We start from the raw sequence: 14,113 nt of genomic DNA, 5'->3' as shown, positions 1-14,113 counted from the left end.
CCCCGGGCTTCTATGGCTTAGGTCCTATAAGGCTATTCGATTCTTATTATTGCTCAAGGCTATTCTTTAACCGGGGCCTCGAGCCACGCCAGGTTGAAGCGGTAGTGCAGCGCGCTGCTGAGCTGTTGCTCAAGACAGCACCTCGAACGCACGCACCATTCAGGTGGAGGGCGAGGCCACTGTGCAGGCTACGCCCGACCAAGCCACAGTGCGCTTTGGTGTCGTAACACGCGCCGACGCACCCGAAGCCGCTCGCGAGGAAAACGGGGAGACATCGAGCGCGGCTATGGAAGCGGCTCGCGCAGCCGACGTACCCGAAGACCAGATTCAGATGGACCAGTTGCAGTTGCGTCCGCGCCGCGTATACGATGAGGAGCGTCGCCGCACGGTTGAACAGGGGTTTGAGGCCATACGCACGGTGCGTGTTACCCTCAACGAGGTCGACCGCGTGCCAGTGCTGGTTGCAGCCGTTATCGAAGCCGGAGCCAACCGCGTGCAGTCGGTCGAGTACGGATTGCAAGACCGCACTGAAGTACGTAATCAAGCCCTGGAAGAGGCCGCTCAGAATGCACGTGAAAAGGCCGAGCGGCTCGCGGCAGCACTGGATGTCCAGATTGGAGCGGTGCGGAGCATCCAGGAGCAGCACTTTTCGTTTCCCCGCGTTTCGCAGGTAGACCGCGCCCGGGCCACCATGATGAACGAGGCGGCTGAGGATGCCAATCCTGAAGCCTATGCGCCGGGCACTATTGACGTAGAAGCACGCGTGGCTGTCGTGTTTGACCTGGACCAGTAGTACGGTGACAAGGAAAATTGCCTGGGGGATGGGACAGTACGGCCCCCCACGAGTCCGAAAAGCGATACCGCAATGTTGCAACCGGGTTGGGTATAAGACGGCTATACGGATGCATGGGCATCCAGCCAGGCCACAACGGTGTTCATCACGTCGTGACGCTCAGGCTCATTGAAGAGTTCGTGCCGTGCGCCGGGGTAGCGGTGCAGCGTCTTGTCACCGGCTCCGCTACGTGCATGAAAGCGTGCGCTGCCCGCGGGGGCTACAATGGCATCGGCGGTGCCGTGCATAAGCACGTAAGGATGCGTGATGCGCGCGGCATCTGTCTGCACCTGACGGCCGACGCGCAGCATCTCGACGCCTGTGCGAGCAGGAACGCGTCCGTGGTAGTTGAGCGGGTCGGCTTCGGCCTCGGCCACCACCTGTGCATCCCGCGAAATGCCCCCTTCCACTTTACCGACGGTGGGAAGCGCAGGCAGATACCGGCTTACCGCATGGGCCACGGGGGCCAGTCCACGTGGCACGTTGCCGTCGATAGCGAGCGCCGGAGCCGAAAGCACAAGCCCCCGTGTCGGCACATCGTGGCGAAGGAGCGCCCAGAGCACGACCAGTCCCCCCATGCTGTGGCCGAGCAGAAAAAGCGGGACCTTAGTTTCAGCATGTACATGCGTGCTCAGATCATGGAGATCCTGGGCGAGCGTGTCGAAACTCCACACCAGAGCGCGACGCCCGGGCGAGCGGCCAAATCCGCGCTGGTCGTAGGCGGTGACGGCGTATCCAGCCTTGTGGAGCGCGGTAGCAACATGGCCGTAGCGTCCGCTATGTTCTGCATACCCATGCACAAGTAGCACGTGCCCGGTGGGGCTGGATCGGTGCCAATGTTGTGTGAAGAGTGAAGCGCCGCTGGGAAGTGTATGGCGGCGGGTATGTGTAGGCGGCGAAGCAGAAAAGAGCATAATAGCAACGAGGAGCCGGCAGAGGGAGGCAAAGCGCAGCGATAACGGCGTAAAGGACGCGCGTTAATGCTGCAGTACCGCTGGAACAATACGCTACGATGTCGGATTTTGTGCACTGTCGTTTGTGCATCGTAACAATTTGGGGCCGTTGCTCCGCATGACCCGTCTTCGCTCGCGTTCCATTCGGTACCTCATGGTTAGTCTGCTGACCATGAGCCTGATCCCATGGGTTGGGGGAACCTGGATGGATGCTCCGCAGCGCCCATCGGCGGAAGCGCGGGGGGCGTGGCTCCAAGACCGCGTTGAGTCGTGGCCTTCCGAGGCCGACCGCGAGGCGTTTGAGCGTGCTTTGGCAGAAGCTTCATCGCAAACGTGGACCGCCCCTGAGCAGTTTACGGCGCAGGTGCTGCGCACGTACGAAGCCTATGCCCCCGATGGTCACACAGCAGCCGATCTACTGGGCGGCCACGCCGATGCTGATGCCACCACTCTGGCGCATTGGCTGCACCACCAGGCCTCGCAATGGGGCGGTACGGCGCCTGCACCGCGTTTCCAGACCGCAGCGCTTGCTGTACTAACCATTGCCCGCGCTGCCCTGGGTACGGCCCTTATGCCGCCGCATAGCGAACCGCCTGCACAGTGGACGGCCCATGCTGTAGCACCTCTTCATACCGCTCACGTCGGGCGGTGGCTCATTCGGTGTCTGGTGCAAGCCGCTCCCCGGGCTCCGTAGCTCGTCTTCGGCGGGGCGTGTCTTCGTATCTTCCCCGCTTCTGTGGACCTCCCACAGCGTATCCCCTGGCATGTAACGGCATATTGGGACGGACGTATGCCTGGACCCAACGCCGACAGACATCCGGGCACGCCGCTGACTGTGGAGGATGGCCGCGCTGTACACAGAACACAGCCCGCCTGATGCATCCGCCCCCTTACAGCATCTTCCTTGTCACCGGTTGGATACCGCATGCAGGTCTATGACGGCATGCCAATGCAACACCCGACGGAAGGGAGGTGAGCGGGAGACAGCGGAGGTGTAGGCGAAAGCCGACTTCTCATGACTTACTGTATACGTTTGATACCTGATACTTTATGAAAAACAACGGATTCAAAATTGTACTCACCGTCTTTTTTGTGGGGCTGTGTGGATACTACCTGTACCCAACGGTGCAAAGCATCATGCTCAACCAGCGGTTGAGCAGTATGTCGGAAGAAGAGCGCGTCGAGTATGAACAGGAAAACTTTACGCAGATTCGGGAAATCCGCCAGGAAGCCCTCGGGCTGGGGCTCGACCTGTTAGGCGGCATGCACGTAACGCTCGAAATTCGCGTGCCCGACCTGATTGGGCAGCTCGCCATCAACAAGGACGACCGGTTCGAGGATGTGCTGCAAACCGCTGCCGATCGTTCGCTCGAAGAAGATGAGCCGTTCGTGGATGTGTTCGTGGATGAGTTTCAGGAGCGTGACGCTAACGTGCGCCTCTCGCGGTACTTCCGCAATGAGCAGGCGGACATTACGCGCCGCTCGGAGAATAGCGAGGTCATTTCCTACTTAAATAGCCAAGTGGAGGAAGCCGTGGAACGCGCCATGGAGATTGTGCGCAACCGCGTGGATCGTTACGGCGTGTCGGAGCCGTCGATTCAGCGCCAGGGCGAACGCCGTATTGTGGTGGAACTGCCCGGCGTAGACAACCCCGAGCGCGTCCGCGATCTGTTGCGCGGCACGGCCCGGCTGGAGTTTCGCCTAATGGCTGACCCGCAGCGCCTCACCGAGTCGGCACAAGAGATTATCGACTACTTTGAAGCGGAGGCGCAAGATGTGGAGGTCGACAGCCTGGAAGAAGGCGACACCCCCGACGTGGCCGAGGGCGAACTGCAAGACGAGCCGATTGCCGAGCGTGATCCGGCCACCGATACAACGGAGACCGACGACGGAGCCGACGACGGAGCCGACCCGCTGGAGCAGGATGATCCCCTTGCAGAAGACGACCCATTGGCTGAGGACGAGGGCTCCGATGTCGAAAACCCCTTCCTGCAACTCATGCAGCCGCTGCCATATCAGCAGCAGCGTCCCATATTCGCGCACGTCATCGAGCCCGATACCTCGGCAGCGATGGACCTGCTGCGCCAGGACGAAGTGCAGAGCCTGATGCCCTCGGGTGTGGAACTGATGTTCGGGGCCAACCCCATTGGTCAGACCGAAGACGGGGTGGATGTGTACGAGCTCATCGCCGTACGCGACCAGGTGGAACTGGCCGGGGAAGCGATTACCGATGCCTCCGTTGAGTTTGACCAGTTTACCAACGAAGCTAAGGTGCTCATGGTCATGAACTCGGACGGCGCCCGCACCTGGGCGCGCGTCACCGGAGCCAATGTCGGCGAGCCCGTTGCGGTGGCACTCGATGGCGAAATCTACTCGTATCCTACGGTCCAGCAACGCATTCTGGGCGGACGCTCCGAAATATCGGGGCTGGAGTCGCGCCAGGAGGCGGAAGATATTGTGACGGTCCTACAGTCGGGCGCGCTGCCCGCACCGCTCGACATTGTGGGCGACCGCACCGTGGGGCCGAGCCTGGGGGAAGCTTCCATCCGCGCCGGGTTTATCTCGGTCGTGTCGGGGCTGCTGCTCGTGGTGCTCTTCATGATTATGTACTACCGCACCGCTGGCATCGTAGCTGACGTAGCGCTGCTGCTCAACCTGATCCTGATCATGGGTATCCTGGCTGGATTCGGCGCCACGCTCACCCTGCCAGGCATTGCCGGTATTGTGCTTACCATTGGTATGGCAGTGGATGCGAACGTGCTGATCTTTGACCGTATCCGCGAGGAGCAGAACACCGGCAAAACGCTCAAGGCGTCGATTGATGCCGGGTACGACCGCTCGCTCAGCGCTATTCTGGATGCGAACATCACGACGTTCTTTGTCGGCGTAATTCTGTATTCGTTTGGCGTAGGCCCCATCCAAGGCTTTGCCGTTACGCTGATGGCCGGTATCCTGTCTTCCTTGTTCACCGCAATTATCGTTACGCGGATCATCTTCGACTACATGGTCGACGAGCGCAGCATGCGCGTGTCGTACGGATGACATACCCGCCGGAGCCCGCGCCCGCCTGTGCAGGCATTCTGCCCGCCAGGCGGCGCCTCGGCCCCGTATCCGCCTTCCTCTGATCCGCTGACGTACTTCCCTTTATTCCTGTTATGCGCTTACTTGAAAACCCTTCATTTTCGTTTATCCCGAACCGCAAAATCGGATACCTGATTTCGGGCACGCTCATCGTGCTAAGCCTCCTCTCGTTTATGACGCGCGGGCTGGAGCAAGGCATCGACTTCTTGGGCGGCACGGAACTGGTTCTCGAAGATGTGGGGCAGGTCGATGCGCTCGATGTGCGGGCTGCTCTCACCGAGCCGCTCGGCAGTCAGCCCGAGGTGAAGACCTTTGGCACCACCGGTCTGCTCATCCGCACCGCTGCCGGCACCGACGTGGACGACCTGCGCCGCACCATTATCGCCGAGTTTGAGGCGTCCTTTCCGGATGCTTCGCCCGAGGTGGTACAGACCGATGTGGTGGGGCCGCGCTTCGCCCAGGATTTGCAGCGCGGCGCGATCTACTCGGTGCTGGGCGCGCTCTTCGTGATCTTCGTGTACATCATGCTGCGCTTTGAGTGGCGCTATGGGCTTGGGGCGCTGGCTGCCATTACGCACGATGTAATTATCGTGCTGGGTATCTTCTCGCTCTTTCAAGACCTGCTCCCGTTCTCTCTCCAGATTGACCAGGCCATCATCGCGGCGTTCCTGACGATTGTGGGGTACTCGCTGAATGATACGGTGGTCGTGTTCGACCGGACACGCGAGTACGTGAACCTGTTTAAGACGGATCCCTACGCGGAAGTTGTGAACCGCTCCATCAACGCCACGCTAAGCCGCACCGTCGTAACTTCGATTACGACGCTCATCGTAACCTCGATTCTGTTGTTCTTCGGCGGCGATGTGTTGCGTGGCTTCTCCTTTGCGCTGGTGCTGGGCGTGATGATCGGGACGTACTCTTCGGTGTTCGTGGCCTCGCCTGTGGTCGTAGAACTGCGCCACTGGCTCGAAGACTCCGATTCAAAACGGAAGCGCGCCCGTGCCTAAGCGGGCCGAGGCTGCTGCCATGAGGCCGCACCTCGCATCCTACACGGCCCCCCGAGTGGCGGGGGGCATCCACTGTTCCTCCTACCTACCTGTCTGTAACTACGTATGCCTGTTTCTATTGTCATTGGAAGCCAATGGGGCGACGAGGGCAAAGGGAAAATCGTTGACCTGTTGAGCAACGATGTGGACGTGGTGGCCCGCTATCAAGGCGGTGCCAACGCGGGCCACACCATCTGCTGGGACGACCAGGAGTTTGTGCTCCACCTCATCCCCAGTGGCATCTTTCACGACGGCGTGGACTGCGTCATCGGTAACGGCGTGGTGCTCGATCCGAAAGCTGTGATCGAGGAGATCGAGCAGATCGAAGCGCTCGGCTACCCGGTCGAGGGGCGGCTGCACATCTCGCATAACGCCCACGTCATCATGCCGCACCACAAAGCCATCGAGGCGGCACAAGAGCAAGGGCGCAAGTCCGACACCGACGACGACGCCATTGGCACCACCGGGCGCGGCATTGGTCCGGCCTATGCCGACAAGTTTGCACGCACCGGCATCCGCGTGGTTGACCTGCTCGACCGCGACGTGCTGCGTACCAAACTGACGCGCGCCATTGAAGCCAAAAATGCCCTGCTGAAGCAGGTGTACGGCGCCAACCAGCTCGATGTGGATGCAATTGTCGAGGAGTATGTGGAGCTCGACCAGAAAATCGATCCGTACGTGACCGACACCGCTCAACTTCTGGGCCGCGCGCTCGACAACGACAAGCATGTGCTGGCCGAGGGCGCGCAAGGGTCGCTGCTCGACATTGACTTTGGCAGCTACCCGTTCGTAACGTCGAGCCACCCCACGGCAGGTGGCTGCTCCACCGGGCTCGGCGTATCGCCGGTGCATGTAAACCGCATCATTGGCATCGCCAAAGCCTACTGCACCCGCGTGGGCAACGGACCCTTTCCTACCGAGCTGGAGAACGAAATGGGAGAGCATCTGCGCAAGGTGGGGGCCGAATTTGGCGCGACCACCGGGCGTCCGCGCCGCTGTGGCTGGCTCGACCTGGTGGCGCTGCGCTACACCACCATGATCAACGGCTTTACCGAGCTCGTCATTACCAAGCTCGACGTGCTCTCGGGGCTCGACGAAATCAAGGTGTGCGTGGCGTATCAGTACGACGGCAAAGAGACGCAGCGCTTCCCGAGCGAAGCCCATACGCTGGAGCGCATTACGCCCGTGTACGAAACCCTGCCGGGATGGGACGAAGACATTAGCGACGCTCGCCACTGGAGCGATCTGCCCTCGGCAGCGCAAGACTATCTTCGGTTTGTAGAAGAGCATTCGCGCGCACCCATCGGCTCGGTATCGATTGGCCCGCGCCGCGACCAGATCATTAGCGACGTGAACGAGGCCCCGGTGGCGTAGCCCTCGTTCCGCAAACCGCCCGGCCCAATGCGGCCGGGCCTTTTTACGCATAGCAGCACAATCCCGTGCGTGCCTACCGATGGTCGGTTCGGTTGAAGCTGGGGCTCATCGTTTTTGCGATGGTTATTGCACTGGCCTCGCTCTGGTACACCAATCAGCTGGTGGAGCGGCTGCGCGACCGTGAGCAGTCCATGATTCAGCTATGGGCGGATGCGCAGGCCCAGGTGGCCCAGGCGCAAGATCGGGCCACCAATCCGCATCGTACCGCCTGGGAAGACCTGGAGCAGTTGATTGATGCAGAGTCGCAGGCCGACCTAATGGTGGGTACAGATCCTGAAGCCCTGCGTGAGGCGCTGGCCTGGGCCCGCTCCATGCCGCCTACCGGCGAACTCGACTTCATCCTGAACGAGATTCTGGAGCCGAATCCGTTTGCAATTCCGGCGATTATCACCGACTCCACCCAGACCGACCCTCTGTTCTGGCGCAATGTGTCGGTGCCCGATGACCTGACGCAGCTTAGCCCCGAGGATTCAGTGAAGGCCCGCGAACGGCTCGACGAGCACCTAAGCGAGATGAAGCAGACGTTTGAGCCCATTCCCATCAAGCTCAGCTATACCGACACAGGCACCAACGCCTCTGCCGAGCTTACGCAGTACGTGTTCTATAACGAGTCGGGGCTGGTGCGTGAGCTGCGTCTCTTTCCGTATGTGCAGTTGGGCTTTGTGGGCCTCTTCATTCTGGTTGGATATCTGGGTTTTTCGTACGTGCGGCGGAGCGAGCAGAGTAGCCTATGGGTTGGCATGGCCCGCGAGGCGGCGCACCAGTTGGGCACGCCCATCTCCAGCCTGATGGGGTGGACGCAACTGCTGCGCAGCGACGATCTTTCGGAGGATCACCGCGATGAAGCGCTCACCGAAATCGAAAACGACATCGAGCGGCTTCAGCGTGTAGCCAACCGCTTTTCTGACATCGGCTCGATGCCCAAGCTGGAGCCGACCAACGTGGCTACGGTGATTCACCAGACAGCCGACTACATCCGCCGGCGTATCCCGCAGCACGGACAGGCGGTTACGCTGAAGGTGCATGTGCCCGACCGCCTCCAGGCACGCGTGAACGAAGAGCTGTTTGCGTGGGTGCTGGAGAATCTGCTCAAAAATGCATTGGATGCGCTGGAGGGAACTGGCGAGATTCGTATCACTGCCGAGCAAGCCGAGGATCTTGTTTCGATTGAAGTAGCGGATACAGGAAGCGGTATCGAGCGGCGTGCCCGGAAGAACATCTTCCGTCCGGGGTTCAGCACCAAGGAGCGTGGCTGGGGGCTGGGGCTAAGCCTGGCGCAGCGGGTGATTGAAAACTACCACGGCGGATCGCTCCAACTTGCCGAATCAACCGTCGGGGAAGGGTCTACATTTCGCATCCAACTGCCCACAGCCAGCAGCGACGCATAGTGCTGTGTTATGAGCCAACCTTGGGGGAGAGGCGCTTCAGTTTTACACGCGCCTCACGGGTTGTACACTGCCAGTCCCCCCTCTTTCAGAACGTTCATCCTTCAGAACGTGCAAAGGCGTCGGCAATTTGGGCGTCCGTCCGGGCCGGTCCTTCTGGGCCTTCGTCGGCCTTGAGCAGGCCCCGGGCGCGTCGCTGCTCGCCAACGGGGTAACGCCCCCGACTCATCGACCCAAGAAGACGAGTGCGCCGTTCCTCCGAAAGCTCGACACAGCAACTACGTTTCTTCGGGCCGCGACTGCGGGACAAACCGCTTTCCTTGTGGAGTGAGGCGATACGTGGTAGCCTGCGGGGCGGGCGGCTCCACGTACTGTTCGCGCACCAGCCAGCGCAAGAGTCGCTGTGCCCGGTAGTGCGGCTGGTCAGGCAGCCACGTTTGCATCGGCCTGTCGCGGGCAATGGACGTGAGCACCTGGCGCAGTTCGTCTTCATCGGCAGGCGTGACCGGGTCCGAGTCGTGGCGCCCCAGACACACATCGCAGCGTCCACACGGCGCGCTGTCTTCGCCGAAGTAGGCCAGTAGCTGCTGCCGTCGGCACGAAGCGGACTCTGCGTAGTCGATCATTGACTTTAAGCGCGCCTCGGCTCGCTCTCGTGCTTCCTTCACCGCATCGCCCGGCACCGGCCACTGCTGGGCGCGCGGATGTTGCATCTCCAGGTGAATCGCCCGCCCCGGCGGACGCCATTGCAGCAGCCCGCGCTCAGCCAGGTAGTCGAGTCCCTTGCGGATGCGTGGGCGGGGCAGGTCCATGCGGCGCTCCAGCTGCTGCATATCGAGTGGCCACCACGACGCATAAGCTTCGGCGTGAACAAAGCGAATCAGCGTGAACACAAAGTCTTGCAGCGCCGTGTTCGACTGCTGCCGCGCGTAGCTACGCACCGACGAGGCTGCTTTCTGGAAGCGAATCCACCCGCGATGCCGCCGGTTGGGCAGGCGCTTCCATGCATCGGCCCGCTCCAGCATGTCGATGGCCGTGCGAATCTTGGACGCATGCAGGTCGGTGACGCGCTGCACCGCGTTCATGTCGACCGTGAGCGGGCTGTCGGGCTCGCTGCCGAGCGGCACCTGGCCTACATTGCAGATCGCCGTGTACACGGCCTGAATCTCTTGCACCGACGGATGCCCCGACTCAATGAGCGCCTCTTGCGTATCCACATCGGGCGGTTGATAGAGCAGCACCGCGTAGGCACGCTCCCCATCGCGTCCGGCACGGCCTGCCTCCTGATAGTAGGCTTCGAGCGATGACGGGATGTCGACGTGCGCCACAAACCGCACGTCCGGTTTGTCGATGCCCATCCCAAACGCGTTCGTCGCCACCATCACGCGCACCTCGTCCTGAATCCACTGCTGCTGTGCTGTAGCGCGGTCGTCGGAAGCCATGCCGCCGTGGTAGCCCGCCGCCGACACGCCCTCGCGCTGCAGCCAGTCCGTCCACATCTCCACATTCCGACGCGTAGACGCATACACGATGCCGCAGCCCGGCACGCCCTCCACCACATCACGCAGCTTGCCGCGCTTGTTCGCTGTCTGAAAAACCGACCAGACGAGGTTCGGACGGTCAAAGCCCTGCACGACCACCGTCGGCTCCTCCAACTGCAAGAGCTTCTGCACATCGGTGCGCACTTCGGGCGTGGCCGTGGCCGTGACCGCCAGCATGGGGGGATGGCCCAGCGCCTCGCGGGCCGGGGCAATCTCCTTGTAATCAGGACGAAAGTGATGGCCCCACTCGCTCACGCAGTGCGCCTCGTCCACCGCCAGCAGCGCCACGTTGAGCTCGGAGGCCCGTGCCTGAAACATCGTCATCGTGAGGCGCTCGGGGGCTACGTACAGCACGTCGTAGAGGCCGTGCTCCGCGTTCACAAGGCACTGCTCGCGCTCGCGCCGCGACAGGGTGCTGTTGAGCGCCGCCGCCCGAATCCCTCTGCGCTCCAACCCCTCGACCTGATCTTGCATCAACGCAATGAGTGGCGACACCACCAGCGTGAGTCCGTCGAAGAGCACCGCAGGTACCTGATAGCAGAGCGACTTGCCGCCGCCCGTGGGTAAGATACCCATCACATCGCGCCCCGCCAGCACCGCCTCGATGATCGCCTCTTGCCCCGGACGAAACGACGGGTAGCCCCAGCACTCCTGCATGGCCGTGCGGGCATCGTCGAGCGTGTACGAGGGGGATGCAGAGGCCATGATTGCTGCCTACGAATTGGGTGGATGCGAAACTACACGCGGCATCCACATAACGCTGCAACCACCGCGTGCGTTCGCCCCGTTGATGACACAAACATACGGCGTCATGAGGAGCAAGCAAAGCCGCTGACCTACCGCTCTATCCACCATCCACCATCTTCTTCTATGAGCGCCCCACGCGTATCGATTATCATTGTCACCTGGAACGCGCTGCCCCTCCTCAAGCAGTGTTTGCCCTCCGTGGTGGCTACGGACTACCCGAATCTGGAGATCATCGTCGCCGACAACGCCTCCACCGATGCATCCGCCGCATGGGTGGAGCAGACGTTTCCGCAGGTGCAGGTCGTGCGGCATCCCCAAAACTGGCGCTTCTGCAAAGGCAACAACCGCGCGGTGCCGTACGCTACCGGCGATTACATTGTGCTGCTGAACAACGACGTGGAGGTGCCGCTCGGCTGGCTCGATCCGCTCGTAGACACCTTCGAGCAGGATGCCGCAATCGGCGCGGCCCAGCCCAAGATGCTCCAGTACGACAACCGCGATCGCTTCGAGTATGCAGGTGGCGCGGGCGGATTCATCGACCGGGTGGGCTATCCGTTTACACGCGGACGCCTCTTCGACACCATGGAGCGCGACCGCGGGCAGTACGACACACCCACCGACATCTTCTGGGCCTCCGGCGCAGCGATCATGATGCGCCGCTCCACTCTGCAGCAGGTGGGCCTCCTCGACGAGCGCTTCGACATGCACATGGAGGAGATCGACCTCTGCTGGCGGATGCAGCGCGCCGGCTACCGCATCCGCTATGTACCGGACAGCGAGGTGTACCACATCGGCGGGGCCTCGCTCCCCAAGGAGCATCCTGAAAAGACCTACCTCAACTTCCGCAACAGCCTGCTGATGCTCTACAAGAACCTGCCGCCCCACGCCTGGTCGCGCACATTTGCCGAGCGCATTCTGGTGGATACAGGGGCCGCTGCCCAAAAACTGGCGCAGGGACAGCCCCGCCACGCCGCCGCTATCGTACGAGCATACGCTGACGCCCACCGCATGCGCGCCTCGTTCCGCCAGGCCACCGGCGGGCACGTGGTGCATCCGCCCTACCGGCGCTTCGTGGCTCTCGACTATTTCGCGCTCGGGCGTCGTACGTTTGCGGACTTGCCAACGGAGTGTTTTCACCCGGCCCATTCGTCATCTGTCGGAAAGCGTGCAATCAATATGTGAAACGCTGCCTCCATTGCCATTCATCACGCAACGGACTCGCGAGAGCGCCCGCATACGTGTGCAGGTCCGACCATGCGGCCCCCCCGACCGTAGCAGTCCTCCCCAACCCATCCCGTTACATTATTGTGGCATTGTGACGGCCCCTGTAGGTGAACCGCATTCCCTCGTTGTGACGTTGCACCGATGCATTCGTACGCGCATCAAGGCTTCCTTCATCAAGACCGACTGCACTATGGATCTGACCTATTTTGGGCACGCCACCTTTCAGTTGGAGACGGACACCCACACGTTGCTCTTCGATCCGTTTTTGGCAGGCAACAATCCGCATACCAAAACCGCGCCTTCCGACCTTGACCCGGACGTGATCTTTGTGTCGCATCCGCACGCCGATCACTTTCTGGATACAGAGCCGCTCACGCAGCAGGGCGATCCGCTGGTGATTGGCACGTTTGAGGTTATTACCCACGTTCAAGAGCAGTTTGGGCACGAAACCGTGCATCCGCTTAACGAAGGCGGCTCGCTCGATATGCCGTGGGGACACGTCGAAGCGGTGCATGCACGTCACACGGCCTCCTTTCCTGATGGTAGCTACGGCGGGGTGCCCATCGGCTTTGTGCTCGACTTTGGCGACCTCACCGTTTACTACACCGGCGACACCGCGCCCTTCATGGAGATGGAGTGGATCGGCGAAAACTACGACATTGATGTGCTGCTTGCCCCCATTGGCGACGTGGTGACGATGGGCATTCCCGGCACGATTCATACCGCCACCATGGTCGATGCCGATACGATTGTGCCGCTGCACTACGACACTTTCCCCTTTATCGAGGTCGATCTGGCCGATTTTGAGGAGGCAGCCGACCTTGCAGGCTTTGAACCGCTCGTAGTCGAGTTTGATGAAACAGTCGAACTGTAAATCCGAACGCACACACCGTATCCATTCGCAATAGGGACGGCTCTACCGCTGCACGGGTCGTCCCTATTGCCATGAACACACTCGGTTATCCATCCAACGCACCTCATCGTACATGCAACTCGGTATTTTGGCGGATACACATGGTTACTTTCATCCCGAATTGGTCGACGTGCTCGACGGCGTCGATGCTATCGTTCATGCGGGTGATGTAGGCGACCTGGCTATTCTTGACGGACTGGAAGCCGTAGCGCCCGTGCATGCCGTCTACGGCAACATTGACGATGCCGACACGCGCCGCCGCCTGCCTGAACAGAAGCGCTTCTCATTTGGCGGGCTATCGGTATGGGTGGAGCACATTGCCGGACGCCCCGGACGCTGGCAGGCCAACATGGGCGAGCGCCTGGCTGCGGATCCCCCCGACGTGTTCATCTGCGGACACAGCCACATCTTGCGTATTGAGCGCGTGGCGGAGCTGAACAACATGCTGTTTGTGAATCCAGGCGCAGCGGGACGTCAGGGCTTTCACCAGAAGAAGACGTGCCTGCGCCTCAGCGTTATCGATGGCAAAGCCACAAATGTCGATGTCATCCATCTGGATGCATCGCCGCGCGTTGCGAAGCCGTCGCCTGAAACCGATGCGTAAGCAGAGATCGCTGTGCGTCTGTAAGTGGCTGATTGCGCCGGGCCATCACGCGCTCGGCCACTTCCAGAGCTTTGTCGAGCCGGTAGTCGGTGAACCCCTGTTCGGGGCTGCCCCAGGAAAAGGCGGGTAGCCAGCGCGGGGAAAAGCCTCCGCCGTACACGTTGCAACTCGTGCCGACCACCGTGCCCGTGTTAAACATCGTGTTGATGCCGCACTTCGAATGGTCGCCCATCACCAGGCCCATGAACTGGCGCTCTGTATCCACAAACGCCCCCTCAACCGGGTCGTGTAGCGATACCGATCCATAGTCGTTTTTGAGATTCGAGGTGTTGGTATCGGCCCCCAGATTGCAC

General features: G+C 61.3%; 11 protein-coding genes and 1 pseudogene. 9 read left to right on the top strand and 3 right to left on the bottom strand.

Annotated elements, in window-relative coordinates:
* Positions 1-163 precede the first annotated feature (163 nt).
* Positions 164-793 carry an SIMPL domain-containing protein gene (locus tag R6U20_RS00060; protein WP_410335820.1) on the top strand — a complete coding sequence of 210 codons (630 nt, stop codon included), beginning with the start codon at positions 164-166 and terminating at the stop codon, positions 791-793.
* Between the two features lie 101 nt (positions 794-894).
* Here R6U20_RS00060 and R6U20_RS00055 read toward each other — a convergent pair whose 3' ends face one another.
* The gene (locus tag R6U20_RS00055) at positions 895-1,746 is read right to left on the bottom strand and encodes a lysophospholipase (protein WP_410335819.1); all 852 of its coding nucleotides are present in this window, start codon (positions 1,744-1,746) and stop codon (positions 895-897) included.
* Between the two features lie 157 nt (positions 1,747-1,903).
* On the opposite strand from R6U20_RS00055, the gene R6U20_RS00050 reads away from it, so the two are divergent.
* From R6U20_RS00050 to R6U20_RS00030, 5 genes are all read left to right on the top strand, one after another.
* Positions 1,904-2,479: a hypothetical protein gene (locus tag R6U20_RS00050; RefSeq protein WP_410335817.1), complete on the top strand. Its 576-nt coding sequence runs from the start codon at positions 1,904-1,906 to the stop codon at positions 2,477-2,479.
* 356 nt (positions 2,480-2,835) lie between these two features.
* On the top strand, positions 2,836-4,827 hold the full coding sequence (gene secD / locus R6U20_RS00045) for a protein translocase subunit SecD (protein ID WP_410335816.1): 1,992 nt from the start codon (positions 2,836-2,838) through the stop codon (positions 4,825-4,827).
* Positions 4,828-4,940: 113 nt separating this feature from the next.
* On the top strand, positions 4,941-5,873 hold the full coding sequence (secF, locus tag R6U20_RS00040) for a protein translocase subunit SecF (protein WP_410335814.1): 933 nt from the start codon (positions 4,941-4,943) through the stop codon (positions 5,871-5,873).
* A gap of 105 nt (positions 5,874-5,978) precedes the next feature.
* The gene (locus R6U20_RS00035; protein WP_410335812.1) at positions 5,979-7,286 is read left to right on the top strand and encodes an adenylosuccinate synthase; all 1,308 of its coding nucleotides are present in this window, start codon (positions 5,979-5,981) and stop codon (positions 7,284-7,286) included.
* Between the two features lie 65 nt (positions 7,287-7,351).
* On the top strand, positions 7,352-8,734 hold the full coding sequence (locus R6U20_RS00030) for a sensor histidine kinase (RefSeq protein ID WP_410335810.1): 1,383 nt from the start codon (positions 7,352-7,354) through the stop codon (positions 8,732-8,734).
* A gap of 275 nt (positions 8,735-9,009) precedes the next feature.
* Here the strand turns inward: R6U20_RS00030 and R6U20_RS00025 are convergent, their stop codons facing one another.
* On the bottom strand, positions 9,010-10,977 hold the full coding sequence (locus tag R6U20_RS00025) for a RecQ family ATP-dependent DNA helicase (protein ID WP_410335809.1): 1,968 nt from the start codon (positions 10,975-10,977) through the stop codon (positions 9,010-9,012).
* Between the two features lie 165 nt (positions 10,978-11,142).
* On the opposite strand from R6U20_RS00025, the gene R6U20_RS00020 reads away from it, so the two are divergent.
* The 3 genes from R6U20_RS00020 (at position 11,143) to R6U20_RS00010 (ending at position 13,760) form a co-directional block, all read left to right on the top strand.
* The gene (locus tag R6U20_RS00020; RefSeq protein WP_410335807.1) at positions 11,143-12,201 is read left to right on the top strand and encodes a glycosyltransferase family 2 protein; all 1,059 of its coding nucleotides are present in this window, start codon (positions 11,143-11,145) and stop codon (positions 12,199-12,201) included.
* 232 nt (positions 12,202-12,433) lie between these two features.
* Positions 12,434-13,117: a metal-dependent hydrolase gene (locus R6U20_RS00015; protein ID WP_410335806.1), complete on the top strand. Its 684-nt coding sequence runs from the start codon at positions 12,434-12,436 to the stop codon at positions 13,115-13,117.
* A gap of 112 nt (positions 13,118-13,229) precedes the next feature.
* Positions 13,230-13,760 carry a metallophosphoesterase family protein gene (locus R6U20_RS00010; protein WP_410335805.1) on the top strand — a complete coding sequence of 177 codons (531 nt, stop codon included), beginning with the start codon at positions 13,230-13,232 and terminating at the stop codon, positions 13,758-13,760.
* Here R6U20_RS00010 and R6U20_RS00005 read toward each other — a convergent pair.
* A pseudogene (locus R6U20_RS00005) lies at positions 13,702-14,113 on the bottom strand (hypothetical protein); the annotation flags it as partial. The gene R6U20_RS00010 and the pseudogene R6U20_RS00005 sit on opposite strands and share 59 nt — an antisense overlap.

It is taken from the genome of Longimonas sp., from assembly GCF_046498435.1.
GTDB lineage: Bacteria > Bacteroidota > Rhodothermia > Rhodothermales > Salinibacteraceae > Longimonas.
The sequence above is the reverse complement of the archived record's forward strand: the minus strand, read 5'-3'. Positions and strand labels throughout refer to the sequence as shown.